The organism is Aeromonas salmonicida subsp. salmonicida (assembly GCF_001643305.1).
GTDB lineage: Bacteria > Pseudomonadota > Gammaproteobacteria > Enterobacterales > Aeromonadaceae > Aeromonas > Aeromonas salmonicida.
This window is the reverse complement of the sequence record NZ_LSGW01000097.1, coordinates 1-21,396: the sequence shown is the minus strand read 5'-3', so window position 1 is coordinate 21,396 and position 21,396 is coordinate 1. Positions and strand designations below refer to the sequence as shown.

Annotated in this window: 15 protein-coding genes, 1 tRNA gene and 3 pseudogenes; 13 read left to right on the top strand and 6 right to left on the bottom strand. The window is 59.6% G+C overall.

Features of this window, described 5'->3' with window-relative positions; translation table 11 throughout:
- Positions 1–168 precede the first annotated feature (168 nt).
- The 5 genes from AXW79_RS18385 (at position 169) to dedD (ending at position 6,499) form a co-directional block, all read left to right on the top strand.
- Complete coding sequence (locus AXW79_RS18385) at positions 169–2,307, top strand: FimV/HubP family polar landmark protein (protein WP_011898842.1); 2,139 nt, start codon at positions 169–171, stop codon at positions 2,305–2,307.
- 166 nt (positions 2,308–2,473) lie between these two features.
- Positions 2,474–3,283 carry a tRNA pseudouridine(38-40) synthase TruA gene (truA, locus tag AXW79_RS18380; RefSeq protein WP_005310568.1) on the top strand — a complete coding sequence of 270 codons (810 nt, stop codon included), beginning with the start codon at positions 2,474–2,476 and terminating at the stop codon, positions 3,281–3,283.
- 119 nt (positions 3,284–3,402) lie between these two features.
- A complete protein-coding gene (gene accD, locus AXW79_RS18375) occupies positions 3,403–4,266 on the top strand; it encodes an acetyl-CoA carboxylase, carboxyltransferase subunit beta (RefSeq protein WP_005310570.1) in 864 nt (287 codons plus the stop codon).
- A 2-nt stretch (positions 4,267–4,268) separates the two neighbouring features.
- On the top strand, positions 4,269–5,528 hold the full coding sequence (gene folC / locus AXW79_RS18370; protein ID WP_011898841.1) for a bifunctional tetrahydrofolate synthase/dihydrofolate synthase: 1,260 nt from the start codon (positions 4,269–4,271) through the stop codon (positions 5,526–5,528).
- 200 nt (positions 5,529–5,728) lie between these two features.
- The gene (dedD, locus tag AXW79_RS18365; protein WP_042468689.1) at positions 5,729–6,499 is read left to right on the top strand and encodes a cell division protein DedD; all 771 of its coding nucleotides are present in this window, start codon (positions 5,729–5,731) and stop codon (positions 6,497–6,499) included.
- A 58-nt stretch (positions 6,500–6,557) separates the two neighbouring features.
- On the opposite strand, the gene AXW79_RS18360 is transcribed toward dedD, so the two are convergent.
- From AXW79_RS18360 to AXW79_RS18350, 3 genes are all read right to left on the bottom strand, one after another.
- A complete protein-coding gene (locus tag AXW79_RS18360) occupies positions 6,558–6,899 on the bottom strand; it encodes a TusE/DsrC/DsvC family sulfur relay protein (protein WP_005310577.1) in 342 nt (113 codons plus the stop codon).
- Between the two features lie 26 nt (positions 6,900–6,925).
- On the bottom strand, positions 6,926–9,079 hold the full coding sequence (gene yccS, locus AXW79_RS18355) for a YccS family putative transporter (RefSeq protein WP_011898839.1): 2,154 nt from the start codon (positions 9,077–9,079) through the stop codon (positions 6,926–6,928).
- A gap of 164 nt (positions 9,080–9,243) precedes the next feature.
- Positions 9,244–9,900, bottom strand: a complete 657-nt coding sequence (locus AXW79_RS18350) for a Bax inhibitor-1/YccA family protein (protein WP_011898838.1) — start codon at positions 9,898–9,900, stop codon at positions 9,244–9,246.
- Positions 9,901–10,085: 185 nt separating this feature from the next.
- Here AXW79_RS18350 and AXW79_RS18345 point away from each other — a divergent pair.
- Both AXW79_RS18345 and AXW79_RS18340 read left to right on the top strand, forming a co-directional pair.
- Positions 10,086–10,173, top strand: a tRNA-Ser gene (locus AXW79_RS18345).
- A gap of 219 nt (positions 10,174–10,392) precedes the next feature.
- Positions 10,393–11,955, top strand: a complete 1,563-nt coding sequence (locus tag AXW79_RS18340) for a methyl-accepting chemotaxis protein (protein ID WP_005310581.1) — start codon at positions 10,393–10,395, stop codon at positions 11,953–11,955.
- Between the two features lie 136 nt (positions 11,956–12,091).
- Here AXW79_RS18340 and AXW79_RS18335 read toward each other — a convergent pair.
- Positions 12,092–13,675: pseudogene (locus tag AXW79_RS18335) on the bottom strand (ABC transporter substrate-binding protein).
- 90 nt (positions 13,676–13,765) lie between these two features.
- Here AXW79_RS18335 and AXW79_RS18330 point away from each other — a divergent pair.
- The 6 genes and pseudogenes from AXW79_RS18330 to maiA all read left to right on the top strand — a co-directional run bounded on the left by AXW79_RS18330 (position 13,766) and on the right by maiA (position 19,273).
- Positions 13,766–14,417 (top strand): annotated as a pseudogene (locus AXW79_RS18330) (TIGR01621 family pseudouridine synthase).
- Positions 14,418–14,434: 17 nt separating this feature from the next.
- Entirely contained in the window at positions 14,435–15,067 is a 633-nt protein-coding gene (locus AXW79_RS18325; RefSeq protein ID WP_005310586.1) for an HAD family hydrolase, read from the top strand.
- 258 nt (positions 15,068–15,325) lie between these two features.
- Entirely contained in the window at positions 15,326–16,438 is a 1,113-nt protein-coding gene (gene hppD, locus AXW79_RS18320; protein ID WP_005310588.1) for a 4-hydroxyphenylpyruvate dioxygenase, read from the top strand.
- A pseudogene (locus tag AXW79_RS18315) lies at positions 16,431–17,548 on the top strand (homogentisate 1,2-dioxygenase). The gene hppD and the pseudogene AXW79_RS18315 overlap by 8 nt, the downstream one beginning before the upstream one ends.
- 8 nt (positions 17,549–17,556) lie before the next feature.
- Entirely contained in the window at positions 17,557–18,555 is a 999-nt protein-coding gene (locus AXW79_RS18310) for a fumarylacetoacetate hydrolase family protein (protein ID WP_005310590.1), read from the top strand.
- A gap of 73 nt (positions 18,556–18,628) precedes the next feature.
- Positions 18,629–19,273, top strand: a complete 645-nt coding sequence (gene maiA, locus AXW79_RS18305; protein ID WP_011898834.1) for a maleylacetoacetate isomerase — start codon at positions 18,629–18,631, stop codon at positions 19,271–19,273.
- Between the two features lie 83 nt (positions 19,274–19,356).
- Here the strand turns inward: maiA and AXW79_RS18300 are convergent, their stop codons facing one another.
- Together AXW79_RS18300 and AXW79_RS18295 are read right to left on the bottom strand one after the other, a co-directional pair.
- Entirely contained in the window at positions 19,357–19,980 is a 624-nt protein-coding gene (locus AXW79_RS18300) for a glutathione S-transferase family protein (protein ID WP_005310593.1), read from the bottom strand.
- A gap of 61 nt (positions 19,981–20,041) precedes the next feature.
- Positions 20,042–20,542 (bottom strand): thioredoxin family protein, encoded by a 501-nt coding sequence (locus tag AXW79_RS18295; RefSeq protein ID WP_005310595.1) that lies wholly within the window; start codon positions 20,540–20,542, stop codon positions 20,042–20,044.
- Positions 20,543–21,396: the final 854 nt, after the last annotated feature.

Below are 21,396 nucleotides of genomic sequence, written 5' to 3'. Positions count from 1 at the left end.
TCGTGATATCAACTGATTAAGTTTTTTCCTACACTCAGGAACAAGTTGGGTGCTAAATGTGTCGGACTGCTGGCTTGCAACCTGAGCCTGATTTATATTGAACCGACTGTTTTGGGGTAACTATCCAGATTTTTCAATGTGATAGGGCCGTCATACGAAGGAACGAATATGGGACATTCCCGCATAACATTGGCAATGCTACTCGCATTGGGTCTGCTGGGCACCGCTCAGGCTGAAGACCCGGCGCGTGAGCCTTTTTTTGTTGAGCTCAAAGGCCCGGATGAACCGGCTCCCCCTGCCGTCAATTCCCAGCCGCTGGCACAACCTGTCGCCGCTCCCCGCGCCACGTCCCAGCCCAGCCGTCCCACTGCCCAGCCGATTGTGCGGCAGGTCGCGAGCAATGCCGGCAGTTATGGCCCTGTCCGTCCTACTGATACCCTCTGGAGCTTGGCGAGCAAACATCGCCCCTCCAATCGCGTCAGCGTCTACCAGACCATGGTGGCGATTTACGAGAAAAACCCCCGCAGCTTCGCCGATGGCAACATCAACCACATACTGGTGGGATCCCGTATTCTGCTGCCTACCGCCGCGGAAGCGAGTGTCATCACCGATGCTCAGGCCCGTCAGCGTTTCAATAGCGACAACGCCAACTGGAAAGGGCTGAGCCCGAAATATCTGGCCAGCAAGCAAACTCAGCCAGCCAAACCTGCTGCGCCCAAGGTTGCTGTCGCGCCCGCCAAGGCACCCGTACCCAAAGCGGCGCCCATTCCTGCGCCGGCACCCAAGGTGGCTGCGCCTCAACCTGCAACCGAAGTGAAAGAGGTTGCCAAGGCTGCCGAGCCGGTACCAAGCCAGGCACCCGCTACCAGCGCCCCTGCACCGCTGCCTGCCGATCTTGGCAAGCCGGTCGGCCAGCCCTCTACCGAAATGGCACTGGCGCTGGAAGATGCCAATGCCCAGCTCGGTCAGGTCACTGAGATGAACCACAGGCTCAAGCTGCGGCTGCAATCCCTGACCGAAGAGGTGGAAACCCTCAAGGCCCAGTTGCTGGAGCAGACAGCGCTGCAAAAAGAGATTGCGGAGCTCAAGGCCAATCCGGTTCCGCCGGTTGCTGTGGCGCCCGAGTCCAAGCAGCACTGGTTGATGGAGCTGCTCTCCTCACCGCTCAACCTCGCCATGATCATACTGCTGCCTGTGTTGCTGGTGCTGGCACTGGTCACGCTCTGGCTCCGTGCCCGTGCCCGCCGCGAGCTGGAAGAGCAGGAGAAGAGCCTCTCCGAGTCTACCTCCATGGTGATGGATCAGGAGCACAGCGAGTTTGATGACCTGTTCAGCGCCGATATCACCAGTGATGAGCCGGTTCGCCCCATGCCGGATCTCAACACCCCGGATGGTTACATGGCGATGGAAGAGCCGGCGGCCCCTGCTGACATAGTATTCAGCGATGACGGCGAGATGGAGCTGGCCGGTTTTGAGGCGGAATCTGCGCCCAAAGCAGCCGGTCGTGATCCGGATCTGGTGCCTGACCTGGATCTGGCCGACGATAAAGCCATTGCGCTCGATGTTGAGCCGGACCTTGATCTCGCCAGCGAGTTCAACCCGCCCAAAGGCGGTCATGAGATCATGAGTGAAGAGGAGCTGCAGGCCGCGCTGTTTGCCGAGCTGGATGCCGACCTGACCGCCGACCTGGATCTGGATGCCGACGACGATGGCCAACCGGATGTTGAAGCTCCCATCAGCGACGAAGAACTTGCCGCCTTTGATTTGAGCGACTTTGAGAGCGCCTTTGCCGAGGCTGAAGCTGGCCAGGAAAGTGCGAAACAGAGCGTTGCCGACACCAGCGCCGACGAGATGCTGGCGGAGCTGGGACTGGCGCCGACCAAGGCGGTGGAGCCGGATCCTGAGTGGGATCCCAACGAGCTGGCACTCTCCGATTTTGAGGATGCCTTCGCCGAGGTGGAATCCCATGAGGGCGATGTTAAGCCCCGTGAACAGGCCAACGAGAGTGGTTATGTCGAGATCGACAAGCTGCTGGCCGAAGCCGATGCCACCACCACGGAGCAGGAACCCTATCAGGGCTTCTCGCTGGATGTGGGACTGGACGGCTTCCCCGAGGTGCTGCCGGAGTCCACCGGCTTTGACGTGGATGCCGACGACGGCGGTGTCGGGGCCAAGCTGGATCTGGCCCGGGCCTATCTCGAGATCGACGACAAAGACAGTGCTCGCGAACTGCTGCAAGAGGCGGCAGAGCAGGGAAGTGATCACCAGCGTGCCGAGGCGGAGAAGTTGCTCAAGCGTCTGGGATAACCGCTTCTCTGGTGTTAGGACCTTGAGAAGGGCAGCCTGCGGGCTGCCCTTCTCTATTGGGGATTGTGCTGGCGGGCTTGCGGTTTTTGGGACTTTTCACCCTGAGCGCGTATAATCCGCCCCGTTTCTTTCATCGCCTCTTTTCACCATAAGACAAGTGTTACCCATGCGAATCGCCCTAGGTATTGAATATGACGGCAGCCGGTATTTCGGCTGGCAGCGTCAGCGAGAAGTGATCAGCGTGCAGGCTGAGCTGGAGAAAGCCCTCAGCCGGATCGCCAACCACCCGGTTTCCATTCAGTGCGCAGGTCGCACCGATGCCGGTGTGCATGCCACCGGTCAGGTGATCCATTTCGATACCCACGCCATCCGCAGCGAATCGGCCTGGACCCTGGGGCTCAACTCCAACTTGCCGCCGGATATCGCCGTGCGTTGGGTCAAGGAGGTGGACGAGACGTTCCACGCCCGTTTCAGCGCCACCGCCCGTCGCTACCGTTATGTCATCTACAACCACAACTACCGCCCTGCGATTCTCGGCAGCGGCGTCAGTCACTACCACGAGACCATAGATGCAGCGCTGATGCACCTGGCGGGTCAATGCCTGCTGGGGGAGCAGGACTTCACCTCGTTCAGGGCCATAGGTTGCCAGTCCAAGACACCGTGGCGCAATGTGACGCACTTGTGCGTCAGCCGTCAGGGGCCTTACATAGTGCTGGATATCCGTGCCAACGCCTTCTTGCACCATATGGTGCGCAACATCACAGGTTCCCTGTTGCTGGTGGGGCAGGGGTTAAAGCCGGTGGAGTGGATTGCCGAGCTGCTGGCCGCCAAGGATCGCAACCAGGCCGGGCCGACCGCCAAGGCCGGTGGACTCTATCTGGTCGACGTGGATTACCCGGCAGAACTGGCGTTGCCACAGCTGCCGCTCGGCCCGCTCTGGCTGCCGGACTCGGCACCGGGTACGACCAGTTTTTAGTAACTGGCCCCGAAAATTTGTGGTTTAATGATCCGTCATTTATTGCCATCGAGCTATTAAGTCATTGAACAATCTAGGCTCGATGCGTTTTGTCAGGCACAAAAGCATTAAGGAATTCCATGAGCTGGCTTGAGAAGATCCTTCCCAAGAGCAAGATAACTACACCTCGTCGTCACAACATTCCGGAAGGGGTGTGGACCAAGTGCAGTGCTTGTGAACAGGTGCTCTACCGGGCAGAGTTGGAGCGCAACCTCGAAGTGTGCCCCAAGTGTGATCATCATATGCGCATCAGCGCCCGTGCCCGTCTCGAGAGTTTTCTCGATGAGCAGGGCCGTACCGAAGTCGGTGCCGAGCTGGAGCCGCAGGATATCTTGAAATTCAAGGATTCCAAGCGCTACAAGGATCGTTTGTCCGCCGCTCAGAAAGCGACGGGAGAGAAAGATGCGCTGGTGGTGATGAAGGGGACCCTCAAGGGGGTACCGGTCGTCGCCTGTTCATTCGAGTTCTCCTTCATCGGTGGCTCCATGTCCTCCGTGGTCGGTGCCCGTTTCGTACGCGCCGTCGAGGAGTGCATCAAGGAAGGTCGCGGTCTGGTCTGCTTCTCCGCGTCAGGCGGTGCTCGCATGCAGGAAGCGCTCTTCTCCCTGATGCAGATGGCCAAGACCAGTGCTGCGCTGGACAGGCTCACCAAGGCGGGCCTGCCTTATATCTCTGTGCTGACCGACCCCACCATGGGTGGTGTCTCTGCCAGTCTGGCCATGCTGGGTGATATCAATGTGGGCGAGCCCAAGGCGCTGATTGGCTTTGCCGGCCCGCGCGTCATCGAGCAGACAGTGCGCGAGAAGCTGCCGGAAGGCTTCCAGCGCTCCGAGTTTCTTCTGGAGAAGGGTGCCATCGATCTCATCATAGATCGCCGCGAGATGCGTAACCGTTTGGCCAGCCTGCTCGCCAAAATGCTGAATACTCACGTCATCGAAGAGTGAAGATGAGTTCAAACATGCAACAATCCCAAAGCCGGTCGCTGGTCGACTGGCTTTCTTATTTGGAGCAGATCCACCCCGTCAACATTGACATGGGGCTGGATCGGGTCGGTGCCGTTGCCCGTCTCATGGGCCTCACCCAGTTGCCGTTCAAGGTGATCACGGTCGCTGGCACCAACGGCAAGGGTTCCAGCTGCGCCATGGCGGCCAGCATTCTGATGGCGGCGGGCTACAAGGTCGGTGTCTACTCATCTCCCCATCTGCTGCGCTTTACCGAACGGGTACGCATCAATGGACAAGAGCTGGTCGACGACGATCATTGCGCTGCCTTTGCCAAGGTGGAAGCTGCTCGTGGCGAGATAGCGCTCACCTTCTTCGAGTTCGCCACCCTGGCGGGCCTCTGGCTCTTTCGCCGCGCCGCGCCGGATGTGCTGCTGCTGGAAGTGGGGCTGGGCGGTCGGCTCGACGCCACCAATGTGGTGGAGTCCGATGTGGCCATGATCACCTCCATTGCGCTTGATCACTGCGACTGGCTGGGGGATACCCGCGAAGCGGTGGCAGTGGAGAAGGCGGGTGTCTACCGCGCCGGCAAACCCGCCATCAGCGGTGAACCCAAGCCTCCTGCCACCATCGCCAGCGAGGCGCAGCGCATAGGTGCCTGCTTGCGTCAGGTCGGTGTCGACTTCTCTGCTAAAGAGCATGAGACCAGCTGGGATTACCAGGGCCTGCACCAGTGGCGGGATCTGCCCAAACCCGCCTTGCCGCTGATGAACGCTGTAACCGTGCTGGCGGCGCTGGAATCCCTCGGCTTGCCGCTGCCTGAGTCTGCCATCCGTGACGGGCTGGCCAATGCCCGGCTGGCTGGCCGGATGCAGCGGCTGCAAAGCGAGCCTCTGGTCATCGTCGATGTGGCCCACAATCCCCATTCGGCGGCCTACCTTGCCAGCCAGTTGCGCCAGATCCCCGGCAAGGGCAAGCGCCGCGCCGTGGTCGGCATGCTCAAAGACAAGGACATGGCGGGTTCGCTCGCCGAGCTTGACGGTCTGATCGACGCATGGTTCCTGGCCAGTCTCATTGGTCCGCGCGCAGCTACCGCCGAGCAGCTTGCTGCTGCTCTGGGGGAAGGCAAGGGACAGGCTCTGCGCTTTGATGATGTCAGCGCCGCCTATCAGGCTGCGTTGGCCGCATCGAGTCCTGATGATATGGTCATTGTGTTTGGTTCGTTTTACACTGTCGCCGACATTCTGGCGGGCACTGCGTCCTGATCGGCACAGGGCCGGTTGAACGGCACGGCTTCAGGCTGATTATGCCTGGTCAAAACTGCTTCGGCGCGCCATCGGCCAAGCAACATGGGTAGGCGTTGACTTGGCTTCGAAGTCTCAACACAGAGTGGCTTGAAGGGACCGTCCATCATTGATGTCCGCAAAATTGCAATTAATTCTAAGTAACATGGGTGGGGATTAACTTGGCTTCGAAGTTTCAAAACAGATTGGTAGGCACCGTCATCCTGGTGGCCCTGGTTGTCATTTTTCTGCCGGATCTGATGGATGGCAACAAGCTGGAGCAAAAGGACGAGGCGTTTGCCAAGATCCCGCTGCGCCCCGAGCTTGAACCCGCCAAACCTGCATTGCAGGTCTCGGCCGCCAGTACCTTGCCGGCGGAACACCTGGCCAGCCAGCAGCAGGCCTCTGCCGCCGAGCAGTGGCAGGTCGAAGAGGTCTCGGATCCCGTGACGCTCGCCACCAACAAGAACCCATCGGCGGCGCAGGCACAGCAGCCAGCTACCAAGCCCGTTGCTCAGCCAGTGGTCAAGCCCAAGCCCGAAGTGATCGCCAAGAAGCCGGTGGAGCCACCTAAACCCAAGCCGGTACCACCCAAACCGGTGGAAGTGAAAAAGCCGGTGGAAACCAAGCCACAGGTCGGCCAGATCAAGTCGATGGATGACCTCATTGCGAGCAAGATGGCACCGCAGACACAGGCGCCTGCCGCCTCGTCGCAGGGCAGCTGGATTTTGCAGCTTGGCGCCTTCAAGAACGTGGACAGCGTCAATGCGCTGGTGAGCAAGTTGCGGGCGGCGGGCTATTCGGCCCAGACTTCGCCGCGTACGCCGGTGCAGGGTCAGCTCAACCGGGTCTTCATCGGGCCGGATGTTTCCAAGGCCAAACTGCAGGGAATGCAGGGCCGGATTGGTCAGATGACAGGACTCAGTGGATCCGTTGTGGCCTACAAACCCTGATAGTTCAACGAGATAAAAAAATACCGCGCTTCATTTCACAGATGGGCGCGGTATTTTTTTAGATGCATTTCACTGGTTTTGGCAGGCCGCCTATCTTGGTGGCCTGTTTGGCTGGCCCCTCAGGAAACAGCTTGTAGAGATAGCGGCTGTTGCCTTTTTCCGGGCCGTACTGTTTTTCCATCGCCTTGACCAGAGCGCGGATGGCAGGGGAGGTGTTGAACTCCAGATAGAAAGCTCGCACGAAACGCACCACCTCCCAGTGAGGCTCTTCCATCACTATGCCTTCCTGCTCGGCCAGCACCTGTGCCAGCTCCTCGCTCCAGTCACTGCTGTTCAGCAGATAGCCCTTGGCATCGGTTTCGATGGTTTGGCCGTTGAATTCCAGCTGATGCTCAGCCATAAGAGGGCTCCTCGCAAATAGGGCTATCAGGATTGGGCGGGCATGGTAGCGCCTTGGCCCCCGGTGAGCAACCGGCTCTCGTTGGCCAGGGTGAGCAACTCGTCCGCCAGCTGGCTGATCAGGGTGAGCTGCTGGGTCAGCATCAGCTGCTCCTCGCTGCTGTCCGGCGTGATGACGGGGCACTGTCCTTCGATCTGTGCAGGTATCTCGCCCGCCAGATGGCCTGCGGCCCGCTCCAGGGTGTGGCTCAGGTGGCGGCTGATCTCGTCGAGTTCGCCGATGGCCTCCAGCTTGTCGCGATGGGCACCCAGCGCCGAGATGTAGGAGAGCAGGGCGTGGTTGCGCCAGGTGAGGGTGAAGCAGAGATCGAGGAAGCGGCGGCGCTTTTGCGGCTCCACCAGCATGCTCTGCCAGGCCATGGCCAGCTCGCTGTCGGCCAGATGGGCGCTCTTGCGGGCTACCCGGTAGTCGATGGATTCATCCCTTTGCTGTTGCAGGCTGGCGAGCACGGCCGCCAAGTAGCGGGCGTTGGCTGACAGGGAGTTGGCGATAAGCGTCGGCAGCCGTTTGTACTGCCAGTCCGGCCAGAGCCAGGCCACCAGTGCGTAGGAGAGCAGGCAGCCGAGGAAGGTGTCGAGCAGGCGCGGCCCCAGAATGGCAAAGCCGATGCCGTCCAGCAGGTTGAAGGCCATCAGTACATAGAGGGTGATGAAGCAGACTGCGGCGCTGTAGTTGCTGCGTACCTGGGTGAAGAACAGGAAGGCGGCGAGCCCCATTACCACCAGTTGAACATGCAATTCGGGGAACAGCCAGAGCACGGGGACGCCCACCAGCAGGCCGGCGAAGGTACCGAGCATCCGCTGTACCAGCCGGCGGCGGGTGGCGCTGTAGCTGGGTTGGCAGACAAACAGCACCGTCAGCAGGATCCAGTAACCCTTATCAAGGTTGAAGGTCTGCAAGATGCCGTAACCTACCACCAACCCGAGCGACAGGCGCAGGGCATGGCGAAACACCATGGAGTCCGGGCTGAGGTGCTGCTTGAGCTGAGCCAGCAATGGCAGGCGGACAGGACGCGCCAGAGGCGGCAAGCTCTGTGGGGCCTGCGTCGGATTTTGCAGCTCCTCGGCGCTGCCCAGCAGCTCCTCGGCGCTGGCCAGATTGCGGCGCAGGAACTTCATCGGCGTCAGCAATGTCTTGGGGTAGTGCTGCTTGAGGTGGGTGAACTCCAGCTGATCGCCGAGAGCCTCCAGGGTCCAGTGGATGCGCTTGTTGTGGGCGTAGGGCTTGTGCACCAGGATGGCGTAACCGAGCCGCTGGCACGCCTCGGAGAGCTGCAAAAACACCTCCTGAAACCCGTCAAGGACGATACCCTGCTTGAGCTCGGCTTCCAGCCTGCTGTAGGGATAGTGGCTGGAGGTGGCACGTTCCTGGATTTCCAGCGCCAGCAGGTAGAGGCGCAGCAGGCTGGCAAGCTCGGGCGCCGCCTGATGGCGGGTGCTGAGGCGGGCGTTGAGCGCCGATTTGGTCAGTGTCAGCGCATTGACCAGATTGATGTTGAGCTGGGCCAGATTGTGGCGAATGGCCTGGGCGCCATGCTCGTCCGCTGGAAAAAAGCGAGATTTCTCCAGCAGATAGCGGCCGAGGGCAAAGTAACTCTGGGCAAGTTGCTCGTGCAGTGTCTTGTAGGGCAGCAGCCAGAGCCAAATGAGGGAGACCAGACCATACCAGAGTGCACCGGCGCACAATGCGAGCGGCTGGTAGAAGAGATCCGGCGCCTTGGCAGCCCCCAGCATGGTGTAGATGGCGATAAGCAGGGAGCCGAAGCTGATGGTGGCGTAGCGCTGACCGAGCGCCCCCACCATCACGAAGAGGAAGGTCGACCCTGCCAGCCCGATGGCAAACAGCCAGGGCGTCGGGAAGAGGTACTGCACACACAGGGAGGCAAACAGGAAGCAGAGCAGCGTCATGGCAAGGTTCTTGACCCGGCCCCACAGGCTGTCGTCGGTTTCGGCGATGGCACCGGCCACCACCCCGAGGGAGAGCAACACAGTGAGCTGGATATCGCCGGTCGCCAGGGTGAAGGCGAGCAGCCCCACCATGGCCAGCAAGACCTTGAGGGCGAAGTAGATGTGACTGTCAGTCAGCAGTCGGCGCAGCAGGCCAGAGAAATCCATCGGCATGAGACAAGAGCAACCCTTGAATGAAACGAGAACGGGATACTAACCCGCCAAGCGCGAAGCGGCCCTGATTTGGATCAGGGCCGCTTAGCTTCATATCCTTGATTTACAACTTATCCTGACAGAAACAGGCACCAATAAAAACCCCGCCGAAGCGGGGTCTTTCATCAGTTGCGGTTGCCGCCGAGCAGGCTCAGCAGGCTCAGGAAGATGTTGTAGATGGAGACATACAGGGTCACGGTGGCGGAGATGTAGTTGGTCTCGCCGCCACGGATGATCTGCTGGGTGGTCAGCAATATGGCGCCGGAGGAGAACAGCATGAACATGGCGGACAGGGCCAGGCTCAGGGCGCTCATCTGCAGGAAGATGTTGGCGACCATGGCCACCAGCAGCACCCAGAAACCGACGAACAGCATGCCACCGATAAAGGAAAGGTCACGCTTGGTGGTCAGGGCATAAGCGGATAGACCGAAGAAGGTCAACGCTGTGCCGCCGAGCGCCGTCATCACTATCTCGCCACCACCATTGTTCATGTACATGTTGATGATGGGGCCCAGGCTGTAGCCGAGCAGGCCGGTCAGGGCGAAGGTGAACACCAGGCCCATGCCATTGTCCTGGTTCTTCTGGGTCAGGAACATCAGGCCATACACACCGATGAGGAACACGGCCCAGTGCAGGGGCGGCATGTTCATCACGGTGGCGATCCCGGCCACAACGGCAGAGAAGCCAAGAGTGAGGGAGAGCAGCATATAGGTGTTGCGCAGCACCTTATTGGTATCACGCGCGGCACTCTGGGTGCCGGTATAGATAGAACGGGTATCCATCTTGGGTGTCCTCTTGATTTCCGGGTTGAGGCGGTACATTCCGCTTCGTTATCGCATTGTATGCACTCAATGTTGGGATGACGAGCGCTGATTTCAAGCGCCACCCCAGCCTGTTGAACCCTACTATCCCAGAACAAATATGTATTGCATATGAACATGGGCTTGACGTAGTATGCACGCCGTTCGGAGGGGTGGCAGAGCGGCTGAATGCACCGGTCTTGAAAACCGGCGATGGGCGACCATCCGTGGGTTCAAATCCCACCTCCTCCGCCATATTCAGAAAAGCCCAGACAACCTTGTTGTCTGGGCTTTTTGCTATTTGCGATACGAGCTCATATCCGGATCCAGGCTGCTGCGGCTGGCTTGCGTCACACCCACCGATCGCAAAACCGTGTTCAGCTATCATTTTTGACATTCTCTCCATGTCCTCCTTTACAGGCTCCGGCCGCTTACCAACACTCTGTTGAGTAATGGCTCAGAATGGAGCGAGACATGCGTGAACAACGTGATAAAATGGTTCAACTCTTTGATCAGGAAGTTGATTTCCCTGCCGATGAACAGCTGGTATCCACCACGGATCTGCGTGGCGTCATCACTTATGCCAACGATCATTTCTGCCGGGTTGCCGGTTACAGCCGTGCCGAACTGATAGGCCAGCACCACAACATGGTGCGCCATCCCGACATGCCCAAGGCCGCCTTTGCCGATCTGTGGGGCAAGCTCAAGCAGGGGCAGCCATGGCGCGGCATGGTGAAAAACCGTTGCCAGGATGGTCGCTACTACTGGGTCGATGCCTATGTCACCCCCATCTTCGAGCAGGGCAAGATAAGTGGCTATCAGTCGGTGCGTTGCCGTGCCGATCCGCAGATGAAGGAGATTGCCGCCAGGACTTATGCCCGCCTGCGCGCCGCCGAGCAGGGAGGGCGCAAGCCCCGTATTTCCCTGTCACGGCTGCGTCATCTGGTTGCCGGTGCAGGATTGCTGGCGCTGGCCTGGCTGGGTGCCGTGCAGCTGGGAGCCTGGGCTCCGCTCTATATGGCTTTGCCACTCCTGCTGCTGGGAGGTCTCTACCGCCACGAGCTCATCACGACTCCGCGCTATTTGCGGCAGCTGGCGGATGAATATGACAGTCTGACCCGGCTTATCTATTCGGGTCAGGAGCCCAGCGCCATCGCCGATTTTCACATCAAGTTGCTGCAGGCCCGCATCCGGACCGTACTGGGGCGGGTGGACGATGCCACCCACGCCCTGCAGGATCTGGCCGTACACCTGAAGAGCGCCTCCAGTGAGGTCAGCTCGGACATTGCCGAGCAGGATGCCCAGACCCAGCAGATGGCGGCGGCCATTACCCAGATGGCGAGCACGGCGCAGGAGATTGCCCGCAACATTCAGGACACCAACAGCCAGGTTGCTCAGGCCAAGGCTCACTGCCAGCACACGGACAAACAGTTGCTCGACACGGAGCGCAAGATAACCGAGCTCGCGACGGAGGCGGAACATGCGTTTGCTTCTGCGGTAGCGCTGGCCAGCGAATCGGATCGTATCGGGGTCTTGATGGGCGAAATTCAGGGCATCGCCGATCAGACCAACCTGCTGGCGCTCAACGCCGCCATCGAAGCAGCCAGAGCGGGAGAGCAGGGGCGGGGTTTTGCTGTGGTGGCGGACGAGGTGCGTACCCTGTCAACCCGGACCCACAAGGCGACCGAGCAGATCCAGAGCAGCATAGGGCAGATCCAGCGCACCCTGAACGGCTGGAAGGGGATGATGCAAAACAACCTGCAACAGACGCAGTCTTGCGTTGAGATGACCCGGCAGGGTTCCGGCAGCCTGCATCAGGTACTGGCCGAGATTGAGCTGGTGATGGATTTCTCTGCCCAGATTTCGGCAGCGGCGGAGCAGCAACAGGCGGTAGTCGAAAACATCAGCCAGAACGTCAACCTCATCTCCCAGCACTCCCACGCCAACAGCAACAAGATGCAGGATGTGGATGAGTCGAGCGAGATACTGCTGACCAAGGCCAGACAGCTCAAATCCTTGGGGCAGACCTTCGGTTGATGCTCCCGCGCTCCCACCAAAAGCAACAGGGCCACCCATAGCGGTGGCCTTGTTGCCTTGTACTGCCCTGCGCCTTGGTGCTGCCAGCGTGATGTTGTGAGGTGCAAGCCAGGCTGACCGTGCCAAGATGAAGGGCTTAGGGGGGCGCCACCGCCAGCTCGATCCCCTTGTCGTTGTACATGGCGCGATCGGCGTGGATAAGCCACTGCTCGGCACGCCAGCCCGGCTGGTATTGGCTGACCCCGACGCTGATGCCAACCTCGAGTTGATGCTCCTTGACCTGAAATGGCTGGGCCATGGCCATTCTAATCACCTCGGCAATGGCCTCGGCATCGAGCAGGTCGTGATCGGGGAGCAGCAGCACGAACTCGTCACCGGCCAGTCTGGCGAAGAAGCGCTGGTGGTTGAGGCTGCGGGTTATCCGCTCCGCCAGCTGGCAGAGGATGGCATCACCATGGCTGTGGCCAAAGCCGTCGTTGACCTGTTTGAAGTTGTTGAGATCACAAAACAGCAGGCAGCCGGGGTTGGGGCTGCTTATCTGCGCCTCCAGCCGCTCCATCAGGCTCAGACGGTTGGGCAGGCCGGTGAGCGGGTCCTGCCTTGCCAGCTGCAATATCTCCTCTTCCCGCTGCTGGCGCAGGGCAATCTCGCGATTGAGCCGTTTGTTGCACACCAGCAGGTAGACCGCCAGCAGCAATATGAGCACGCAGGCGGCCAGACTCAGCAAAAACCAGGGACGCCAGAATACCCACTGCTCGGAGGGGGCCTGATAGAGAAAGTCAGTCAGCGGCACGGGTCGCTTGATGAGCCCGATTTCGGCCAGCTGCTCCATGATGTGGGTGACGCGATCCGGGTTCATATACCCGATCTCCACATAGAGCGGTTGTATCATCTCCTTGCTTACCTGCAGCTCCTACTCCATGTGAGCCTGACTGCGGTTGACGCCGTATTCACTGCGCAGCAGGGCGATGGCCTCCTGGGGATGGGCGAGGGCATAGCGCCAGCCTTCAAGGCTGGCGGTCCGAAACCGCTCTACCCTGCCCGGATGGGCCTGCTCCTGCGCCTGAGTGGTGAAGAGTATGTCGCTGTAAAAGTCGATGCCGTAATTGCGCGGGTTGATGACGGAGACGGGAATGCCGCGCTCTTCCAGATAGAAAGGCTCGTTGCTGAGATAGGCGTTGAAGATATCGACCCTGCCCTCGATGAGATCATCGATATTGACCGAGGTCTGGATCGGGGTAAGTTGGCTTTCATTGAGACCTTGATAGAAAAGTGTCGCCAGCAACTCGGCATCCTGATGGGCGGAAAACATCATGATCCGTTTGCCACGCATGCCATCAACAGTGAGAATGCCGCTGTCACGACGGGCCAGGAAGATGGACGGCGAGTGCTGAAAGACGCAGGCGAGCGCCAGCAGTGGCTTGCCATTGGCATAGGCGGTCAGCACCTCTGTGTTGCCGACGCCAAAGTCGGCACGACCGCTTTGCACCTCGTCCACCGGGCTTATTCCCTTGCCACCAGGCCTTATCTCCACGTCCAGTCCGGCTTTGGCATAGAAGCCCTTGGCCTTGGCCATGTGATAGCCCACAAACTGGGGCTGGTGCAGCCAGCGCAACTGGAGCACCACCCGCTCCGGGGCTTCAAGGGAGGATTCATTGGCCAGGAGGGGCCCGATATAACTGGCGCCAATCAGCAGTAACCAAAGCAAGTATCTCTTCATCCGTGCGATTCTTGTTCTGAGTATTCATGGGGGGGCGACCCCTTGATGGAGTCATATTCTTGTAATGAAACACATTCTAAAAGGTTATAGATGTACCGGATACTAGCGCAGCACAAAGATTTTATGTTGATCAACAAAGGGCCGGGCCTTGGCATGCATGACGAAGCCGGTGAGTCGGGTCTGGTCAATCCGGGACTGGTCAGTCGCGTCAAGGCCGACACAGGGCAGGTGCTTTATCCCGTTCATCGGCTCGACAAGATGACCTCAGGTCTGGTGTTGCTGGCGCGTACCACGGCGGCTAACCGGGCGCTCAGCATGGCATTTGCGGATCGACAGGTGAGCAAGCAGTATCTGGCCCTCTCCGATCGCAAGCCCAAAAAGAAGCAGGGCTGGGTAAAAGGGGATATGCAAAAAGGGCGGGGTGGCAGCTGGATGCTGGCGCGCAGCCTGGACAACCCCGCCATCAGCTGGTTTGACTCTGTGCCGGTGCGCGAGGGTCTGCGGCTCTATCGCATCAAGCCCCAGACCGGCAAGACCCACCAGATCCGGGTTGCCTTGAAAAGCATAGGGGCACCCATTCTGGGGGATGAGCGTTACGGCGGCTGACCGCGGCTACCTGCATGCCTGGCGCCTGAGTTTCACCCTGGCAGACGAAGCATTCGATTTTATCTGCCCTCCCGATGAGGGGGCCATGTTTCTCGCCCCCGAGCTCCATGTCGCCATCGCCGGATTGAGCGAGTGAGGGGAGGACAAGACACTATGCGTACAGACTGGATCCTGGCTGACTTTGACGACACCCTGGCCCCGGGCGACAGCCACGCCGGCTTGCTGCGCTATATACTGCGCCGCCGCCTCTGGCCACTCTTGCTGCTGCCGGTGATCGCACTGGGTGGCCTGGTTTACCTCGTGCCAAGCCGGCGCAGGCAGGGGATTTCGCTGATCTGGTGGGCCATCACACTGGGGCTTTCGCCACTGGGCTGGCGCAAACTGGTGCGGGCCTATTGCCGCACCCGGCCTGGGCTGTTTCGCGAGGCGCGCGCCTTGCTGATGAAAGACGGTGATCGCTGCTGGGTGATCTCCGCCAGCCCTCGCGCCCTGGTGCGCGGGCAACTCCATCAACAGTTGCCTGGCAAGCTGCCCCATCGCACCCTGGGCTCGCGGATGCACTACCGCTTGGGGGGCTTGATGCCGCGCTTTTACTGCCACGGCCAGCACAAGATACTGCCCGAGGTACGCGCCCTCGCTGCGGTACTCAGCTTGAGCGACAGCCTGCACGATCTGCCGCTGCTGGCGCAGGGCGCAGAGGCCTGGCTCATCAATCCCACCCCGAGTCGCCTGCAAAAAGCACGGGCGCACTTGCCCCACATAGTGCCCAAACAGTGGCGACTGTAAGGCAAAGCTGACAGCCCTGCGGGTCGCCATGGGGCGATCCGCAAGGCTGCGGCTTGAATGTCACAATCTATTTACATCTTTTGGTGGAGGACCCCGAGAAACTATCTGAAACCCGCCTCTTCTCTTCTGCCGCGCAGCTGCATCTAATGAAACAAGTTGTTAACAAGGCCTGTTTGACGGGATCGACGGTCAGGCCGTCGCCCTAGGTCAAACCGCTTTAACCACTTTCAGTCATCAGCACATTGCAAGGAGCGCATCATGACGACCACTTCCTCCTCTTCCCGTTCCCACACCATCAATCCCCTCGGCTCGGATGGCTTCGAATTCGTCGAGTACACAGCGCCGGATGCCAAGGGCATTGCCGCCCTCAAGGCGTTGTTCGTTTCACTGGGTTTTGCCGAAGTGGCAAAGCACAAGCACAAGCAGTGCTGGCTCTATCGTCAGGGTGACATCAACTTCGTGGTCAACGCCGAGCCACACTCCCAGGCGGAGCAGTTCGCCAGCCTGCACGGGCCCAGTGTGTGCGGCATGGCATTTCGGGTGGCGGATGCGGGCAAGGCCCAGCCATACGCCATCACCAAGGGGGCCAAGCCCTTCGTCGGCAAGATAGGGCTCATGGAGCTCAACATTCCCGCCATCTATGGCATAGGCGAGAGCACACTGTCGTTTGTCGACCGCTACGGCGACAAGGGCTCCATCTATGATGTGGATTTTGTATTTTACCCCGACTGGCAGACGCGCATGGCCGAGGTGGACGCCGGGCTCTACGAGATAGATCACCTGACCCACAACGTCCAGCGCGGCAACATGGATGTCTGGTCGAACTTCTATGAGCGGATCGGCAACTTCCGGGAGATTCGCTACTTCGACATAGAGGGCAAGCTCACCGGCCTGCATTCCCGTGCCATGACGGCCCCCTGCGGCAAAATTCGCATCCCCATCAACGAATCCTCCGATGACAAGTCCCAGATCGAGGAGTACCTGCGTCAGTACAAGGGGGAGGGGATCCAGCACATAGCCTTGGCCTCCAGCGACATCTACCAGACCATACGCACCCTGCGTGGTCGTGGTACCGGTTTTATGCCGACCCCGGACACCTACTACGAGAAGGTCAACAGCCGGGTCGAGGGCCATCAGGAAGATCTGGCCTCCCTCAAGGATCTGCAGATCCTCATCGATGGTTCTCCCACCAAGGACGGCATACTGCTGCAGATCTTCACCGACACCGTCATAGGTCCGGTGTTCTTCGAGATCATTCAGCGCAAGGGCAATGAAGGGTTTGGCGAGGGCAATTTCCAGGCACTGTTCGAATCCATTGAACTGGACCAGATCCGCCGTGGTGTGCTGCATGGAGAACCCAGCGATGCGTAACTGGATAAGCTTTCCCCATCGGGAGGGGACCCACTCCCGTCAGGCTCATGCCGACCTGCCAGAGCAGGCCATCTATGAGCGCGAACTGGGGCGGGCCGGCTTCTTCGGCCCCGCCACCCATATGCACCACAAGCATGCTCCCACCGACTGGACCAACTGGGAGGGGCCGCTGCGGCCGAGGGCGTTTGACTTGAACGGCTTGCAGGAGGAGGTGAGTTCCCTCTCCCCCTGGGTGATGCCGGATATTCTGCACAATGCTCACTGCCGCTACCGGATGTGGCGCCTGTGTGATCCTATGCCGTTTCTGGTGCGCAATGCCGACGGTGACGAGCTGCTGTTCATCCACGAGGGCAGTGGCGAGTTTTATTGCGACTACGGCCATCTGACCCTGCGGGACGGCGACTATGTGGTGATCCCCCGTGGCACCATGTGGCGCATCGAGCCCACGGCGCCCATGTTCATCCTGATGATAGAGGCGACCAACGACAGCTATCAGCTGCCGGACAAGGGGTTGGTGGGCAATCACGCCATCTTTGACCCGGCGGCGCTGGATGTGCCCGCCATCAATGAACGCTTTCTGGCCCAGCAGGATGAAAATCCCTGGTCGCTGCAGGTCAAGCGCCACAATCAGGTGTCGGTCATCACCTGGCCCTTCAATCCGCTGGATGCCCAGGGCTGGCACGGGGACTTGTGCGTGGTGCGCCTCAACTGGCGCGACATTCGCCCGCTGATGAGCCACCGTTACCACTTGCCGCCCTCGGCCCACTCCACCTTCGTGGCGAGCCGGTTCGTCATCTGTACCTTCGTGCCGCGCCCCATAGAGAGTGACCCCGGCGCCCTCAAGGTGCCCTTCTACCACAGCAACGACGACTACGACGAGGTGCTCTTCTACCACGCAGGGGACTTCTTCAGTCGGGACAATATCGAGCGGGGCATGGTCACCTTCCACCCCGCCGGCTTTACCCACGGCCCCATCCCAAGGCGTTTGCGGCGGGGCAGACCTATGCCAAGAAGTTCACCGACGAGGTGGCCGTGATGCTGGATACCCGCGATGCGCTGAACGTCGGCAGCTGGCAGCGTCCCGAACTTTCGACTGCCACTGGCAAATAAGGATTTTTATGAAACTTGCAACCTTGAACAATGGCAAGCGCGATGGCGCTCTGGTGGTGGTCAGCCGTGACTTGAGCCGCGCGGTGCGGGTGCCATCCATCGCCCTCACCCTGCAGTCGGCACTGGATGAGTGGGCTGAGACCGAGCCCAAGCTGGCCTCCATCTATCAGACCCTCAACGATAGCACCTGTGCCGATGCCGTCCCGTTTGATGAGAGCGAGTGTCTCTCGCCCTTGCCCCGTGCCTACCAGTGGGCGGATGGCAGCGCCTACGTCAACCATGTGGAGCTGGTGCGCAAGGCCCGTGGCGCCGAGATGCCGGAAAGCTTCTGGCACGATCCTCTGATCTACCAGGGCGGCTCGGATTGCTTCCTGGCCCCCCGCGGCCCAATCGTCATGGGTTCCGAGGAGTGGGGTATCGATTTCGAGTCGGAGGTGGCCATCATCACGGACGATGTGCCCATGGGGACGAGCCCGCAGGCGGCCGCCGCCCACGTCAAACTGTTGATGCTGGTGAACGACGTGAGCCTGCGCAACCTTATCCCGGGCGAGCTGGCCAAGGGCTTTGGCTTCTTCCAGTCCAAACCCTCCAGCGCCTTCTCGCCGGTGGCCATCACGCCGGACGAGCTGGGCAGTGACTGGCAGGGTGGCAAGGTGCATCTGCCGCTGGAAACGCACCTCAACGGCGCGCTGTTTGGCGCGCCCAATGCCGGGGTGGACATGACCTTCAACTTCTTCGAGCTGATTGCCCATGCCGCCAAAACCCGGCCGCTCGGGGCTGGCTGCATCATAGGCTCTGGGACCGTCTCCAACTATGACCGCAGTGCCGGATCCTCCTGCCTCGCCGAGCTGCGCATGTTGGAAATTATCGAGTCAGGTCAAGCCACTACACCCTTTCTACGCTTTGGTGATACAGTGTCCATCGCGATGCAGGATCGCAACGGGATGAGTCTGTTTGGCACCATTTTGCAAAAAGTCACGCAACAGGACGCCAGCCAGACGAAGTGAATAAGCCAGCGCGGACACAGGGCCGACTGGTGAACGGCAGGTGCCCGTGCACCTGCCAACACAGGGACAGATTATGTTGCAGTTGTTTGGATATTGGCGTTCATCGGCAAGTTATCGGGTACGGATAGTCATGCAGCTCAAGGGGCTCGATTATGAGTATCACCCGGTCAACTTGAGGCAGGGCGAGCAGCGCGAGAAGGCTTATCATCGTGTCAATCCCCAGGGGCTGGTGCCCTTCCTCATCGACGGGGATGTGCAGTTCGGTCAGTCGGTTGCCATCATGGAGTACCTCGACGAGACCTATCCCGCCTATCCGCTGATGCCCTCGGCCGCCCAGGCGCGAGCCAGGGTGCGCCAGATAGTCAACATGATCGCCTGCGACACGCACCCGCTCGACAACCTGCGGGTGCTCAATTATCTGGAGCAGGAGCAGGAGCTGGGGCTGGGCAAGGCGCAGCGTGATGCCTGGTATCGCCACTGGATTGACGAGACCTTCAGGGTACTCGAACCCTTGTTGATGACCACGGCAGGTGTCTATTGCGTCGGCAACGAGGTGACTCTGGCCGACTGCATGCTGGTGCCCCAGGTCTACAACGCCCGCCGCTACGACATGACCCTGGATGAGTACCCTACCATTGCCCGCATCGTCGCCAACTGCGAGCAGCTGCAGGCCTTTATCAAGGCCGCCCCGGAGCTGCAGCCGGATGCGCAGGTCTGACATTGTGCATGCGGGTTGGGCTGCATGACACCGGCCCAACCCGCACTGCTCAACGCTGTTGTCCCCCTCCCGCTCGATTCACCTCATGGCGTCCCGTTGCATCCATACAGGCGAAAGCCGGGCCGCTCACTCAATCGCTGGTAGTAGTCACTCACGGCCGGCAGTGATGGACGTTCAAACGGCGTTTCCAGCCAGCGGTTGACCGACAGGCCGATGGGAATATCCGCGAGCGAGAAGCGGCGCCCAGCCACATAAGCACCGGTTGCCTGGAGATGCCGATCCAGGATCTGCATGTATCTGGACCAATCCGCACATCCAGCGCTGAGTGCCCGGCTGTCCTGATGCAAGGACGAATGCCTGACCAGCGACAGGAATGCGTAGCGCCAGGCGGCGTTCAAATCCGATGCTTGCCAGTCGATCCATTGATCGACCATGGCCCTCGCGCGTGCCTCGGCTGGATAGAGAGTGGCTTGGCCGTAGCGGGCAGCCAGGTAGCGGATGATGGTATTTGATTCCCACAGTGTGAAGTCGCCATCCTGAATGACAGGCACCATGGCGTTCGGGTTCATTGCTAGGAATTCGGGGGTATCCGTCGGCTTGAAGCCCGCTCCCCACTCCTCCAGCTCGAAAGGGAGACCCGTCTCGGCGCAGGTCCACAGCACCTTGCGCACATTGATTGACGAGGCCTTGCCCAGTATCCGTATCATCTCTTTGTCCTTGTGTGGTGAGTCTGGGCTTATCCATGACAGGGTTGCATCAATTGGCGGGTCAGCTGCGGGCCGTCTTGGGTTGGAAGAAGGCGATAAACTTGCCGAATTTCGCCTCGTCGTAGCTCTTTCCCTTCTCCAGCAGCCCTGTGTTGAAAGACTCCAGCAGCTTGCCTTTGGCATCCAGTACGTAGAAGTGGGGCACCCCAAGATACTCGGGGTAGCGTTTTAGGAAGGGCTCGTTCTTGTTCGCCTTGCTGACGTTCACCTTGACCACCACGAAGGTCTGGTTGAACTGACTGGCAAGGGCTGGCTCCCGGTCCAGGAAGTGGTTCATTTCCTGGCACCAGCTGCACCATTCACCGCCTACCAGCAGCAACACCTTCTTGCCCTCGCTCTGCGCCTTGGCGGTGGCGGCGGCCAGATCCTGCACCGGATCCCGCCGCTCGTCATACCCCTGGCTGTAATCGGGCAGTGTGCTGGCCCAGAGATGGCCGGCGCTGTACGCCTCTCCATGGAACAGGGCCGTGCCAAGCAGCAGCGGCAATAGCAGTCGCTTCATCCTTTTCTCCTTGTGTTGTCATTCGTTGCTTCCAAGCCGCAACAATGTGACACGAGCGAACCCCTTCGCCAAGCGGCAAGAGTGGCAGGGCATATGCGAAAAATGGGAATGATGGGTCAGAAATGTGCCTTTGTCGGTGTGACCATGTTGGCCGCCCGGATGGATTGGCGAGACAGCCAAGGACCTTAACTTGGGTCTGCCGGCTGCTTCAGGGAATGAAATGAGGAGAGTGGAATACAGAGCCTGTCCCTTGGGATATTGATGCGGGAAAATGGCGAATAATAAGTGGCCGTCATGTGCACGCTGGTATTCAGTGCCATGGGACATAATACCCGTCACGCTGGCGATAAAGGTGGATTTCATATCTCTGTATATTTGACCGAACCCATATATAAAATATTGTTTTGCTGAGGTTCCATCTGTGTTGGTGATACAGCTGTGGTTCAGCTCACTCCTTGGCGAGCGCCGGGAAGTGTCATGCTTGCGCTGTGTTGGTTGTGCGTATCGATACTTTAAATTGATGTTTAATATATTTTTGGTGTTTTGAGCCTGTTATTACGTTTGTGATAGTCGATAAAACCTAACATCGTCGCACCCATAATAGATACGAACCGGTTGCGTATCGAGAATTAACCTTCCTTTGAAAATTGTCATGGGCATAAACAGTTAGCGGTATTGATAACCCGTCGACATGGCTCATGGCATTCAGGTTTATCAAGCGTGTCACCCTGTCAGCTATATCCATCGCTAAATAACTGATCCTAATAGTTCTACACCTTCGCTGTGCCATAGCCATTCCCGGGGAAAGGAGACACGGTATCCATGAAGTACTTCACTCGAGCCAGCAGGTTGGC

What these genes read in the sequence shown, in the direction of transcription:
- folC (WP_011898841.1), top strand. Translation starts at nt 4,269, where the DNA reads ATGAGTTCAAACATGCAACAATCCCAAAGCCGGTCGCTGGTCGACTGG.
- maiA (WP_011898834.1), top strand. Translation starts at nt 18,629, where the DNA reads ATGTTGCAGTTGTTTGGATATTGGCGTTCATCGGCAAGTTATCGGGTA.
- yccS (WP_011898839.1), bottom strand. Translation starts at nt 9,079, where the DNA reads ATGCCGATGGATTTCTCTGGCCTGCTGCGCCGACTGCTGACTGACAGT.
- AXW79_RS18310 (WP_005310590.1), top strand. Translation starts at nt 17,557, where the DNA reads ATGAAACTTGCAACCTTGAACAATGGCAAGCGCGATGGCGCTCTGGTG.
- AXW79_RS18295 (WP_005310595.1), bottom strand. Translation starts at nt 20,542, where the DNA reads ATGAAGCGACTGCTATTGCCGCTGCTGCTTGGCACGGCCCTGTTCCAT.
- AXW79_RS18385 (WP_011898842.1), top strand. Translation starts at nt 169, where the DNA reads ATGGGACATTCCCGCATAACATTGGCAATGCTACTCGCATTGGGTCTG.
- AXW79_RS18360 (WP_005310577.1), bottom strand. Translation starts at nt 6,899, where the DNA reads ATGGCTGAGCATCAGCTGGAATTCAACGGCCAAACCATCGAAACCGAT.
- hppD (WP_005310588.1), top strand. Translation starts at nt 15,326, where the DNA reads ATGACGACCACTTCCTCCTCTTCCCGTTCCCACACCATCAATCCCCTC.
- AXW79_RS18325 (WP_005310586.1), top strand. Translation starts at nt 14,435, where the DNA reads ATGCGTACAGACTGGATCCTGGCTGACTTTGACGACACCCTGGCCCCG.
- accD (WP_005310570.1), top strand. Translation starts at nt 3,403, where the DNA reads ATGAGCTGGCTTGAGAAGATCCTTCCCAAGAGCAAGATAACTACACCT.
- AXW79_RS18340 (WP_005310581.1), top strand. Translation starts at nt 10,393, where the DNA reads ATGCGTGAACAACGTGATAAAATGGTTCAACTCTTTGATCAGGAAGTT.
- AXW79_RS18350 (WP_011898838.1), bottom strand. Translation starts at nt 9,900, where the DNA reads ATGGATACCCGTTCTATCTATACCGGCACCCAGAGTGCCGCGCGTGAT.
- truA (WP_005310568.1), top strand. Translation starts at nt 2,474, where the DNA reads ATGCGAATCGCCCTAGGTATTGAATATGACGGCAGCCGGTATTTCGGC.
- AXW79_RS18300 (WP_005310593.1), bottom strand. Translation starts at nt 19,980, where the DNA reads ATGATACGGATACTGGGCAAGGCCTCGTCAATCAATGTGCGCAAGGTG.